The sequence below is a fragment of the Mesorhizobium sp. M5C.F.Ca.IN.020.32.2.1 genome (genome assembly GCF_004023105.1).
In the GTDB taxonomy this organism is placed as follows: Bacteria; Pseudomonadota; Alphaproteobacteria; order Rhizobiales; family Rhizobiaceae; genus Mesorhizobium; species Mesorhizobium wenxiniae.
Genome location: NZ_RZSX01001255.1, coordinates 1 through 1,307, shown reverse-complemented (window position 1 = coordinate 1,307; position 1,307 = coordinate 1). Strand labels below are relative to the sequence as shown.

2 protein-coding genes and 1 pseudogene are annotated in these 1,307 nt (G+C 65.7%); all 3 read left to right on the top strand.

All coding sequences use genetic code 11. The features are described from left to right. Window positions 1-259, top strand: a pseudogene (locus EOA86_RS34930) (cobyrinic acid a,c-diamide synthase); the annotation flags it as partial. A 3-nt stretch (window positions 260-262) separates the two neighbouring features. Continuing rightward, window positions 263-1,042, top strand: a complete 780-nt coding sequence (locus EOA86_RS34925) for an adenosylcobinamide-GDP ribazoletransferase (RefSeq protein WP_095518592.1) — start codon at window positions 263-265, stop codon at window positions 1,040-1,042. Window positions 1,043-1,066: 24 nt separating this feature from the next. Next, on the top strand, window positions 1,067-1,307 hold a 241-nt coding region (locus tag EOA86_RS34920), incomplete at its 3' end, for a nicotinate-nucleotide--dimethylbenzimidazole phosphoribosyltransferase (RefSeq protein WP_164892336.1).

Below are 1,307 nucleotides of genomic sequence, written 5' to 3'. Positions count from 1 at the left end.
GCTGCGCGCCGATTGTCCACTGGGGCCCCAGGGCACGCTGATCCGCGGTCACGAATTCCACTATGCGCAGATGAGCGCGACCGGCAATGACGAGCCATTGGCCGACCTCGCTGACGGCCAGGGCAATCCGCTCGGCGCCTCCGGTTACCGCCGCGGCCATGTCAGCGGCACCTTCTTCCATGCCATTGCGAGAGGCGAGAGCATGATCCCGAACCGGAGGTCCGCGTCAGCGAAAAGTAGGAACCGGTTTTCGGAATAGATCATGCTCAAACTCAAGGACATGCCCCCTTCGCCCCGCCAAGCGCTCGATGACATCGCGCTCTGCTTCGTCTTCTTCACCCGGCTGCCGCTGCCGGTCGTCGATTTCCGGGACCGCAGCCTTGCTGCCGCGATCTGGGCAGCGCCGGTCGCCGGCCTCGCCGTCGCTCTGATTGGCGCCTTGGTTTACGCGATCGGGACCTGGCTCGGGCTTGCCGACGGTCCGGCAGCAGCACTGACCCTGGCCGCAACCTTGCTCGCCACCGGCTGCATGCATGAAGACGGACTTTCGGATGTCGCCGACGGTTTTGGCGGCGGCAAGACACGCGAGAAAAAACTGGAGATCATGCGCGACAGCCGCATCGGCGCCTATGGCGCTTGTGCGCTCGGCCTCTCGCTGCTGATCCGCTGGAGCGTGCTTTCGGAATTCGGCAGCCCGGTGCAAGTTCTCGTCGCTCTCATCGCTGCGCATGCCGCTTCGCGCGGCCTGCTCGGCGCTTTCATGCGTCTGTTGCCGCCGGCTCGCAGCGACGGTCTCTCGGCCGATGCAGGCACCGTGTCGGCCGAAACCGCCATTGCCGGCGCCGTGCTCGGCGCTGTGGCGGGGCTGACGCTAGGGTTCGGTGGCGCGGTCGCCGCGCTCATCCTGCTCGGCCTGTTGTTTGCCGCCTTCCGTATGCTGTGCCTCAACCAGATCGGCGGCCAGACCGGCGATACGGTCGGCGCGCTGCAGCAGTTTGGCGAGATCGCAATACTGCTCGTCGCTTCCGTTTGCCTTTCCTGACTCTGTTTCGGAGACTTTGCCCCCATGCTTTTCAAATCGCTTGATGAATTACGCGCGGCCTGCCTCGACCTGCCTGCCGGCAGCGACGCCGCGGCAAATGCTGTCGCCCGCCGCCAGGACACGTTGACCAAGCCGCAAGGCAGTCTCGGCCGGCTGGAAACCATAGCGGCCTGGCTTGCGCGCTGGCAGGGCCGCGACATGCCGAAGCTCGGCCGCGTCAAAGTCTTCGTCTTTGCCGGCAATCACGGCGTCACCGCACAGGGCG

Coding starts and splice junctions, on each gene's coding strand:
- EOA86_RS34925 (WP_095518592.1), top strand. CDS start 263: ATGCTCAAACTCAAGGACATGCCCCCTTCGCCCCGCCAAGCGCTCGAT.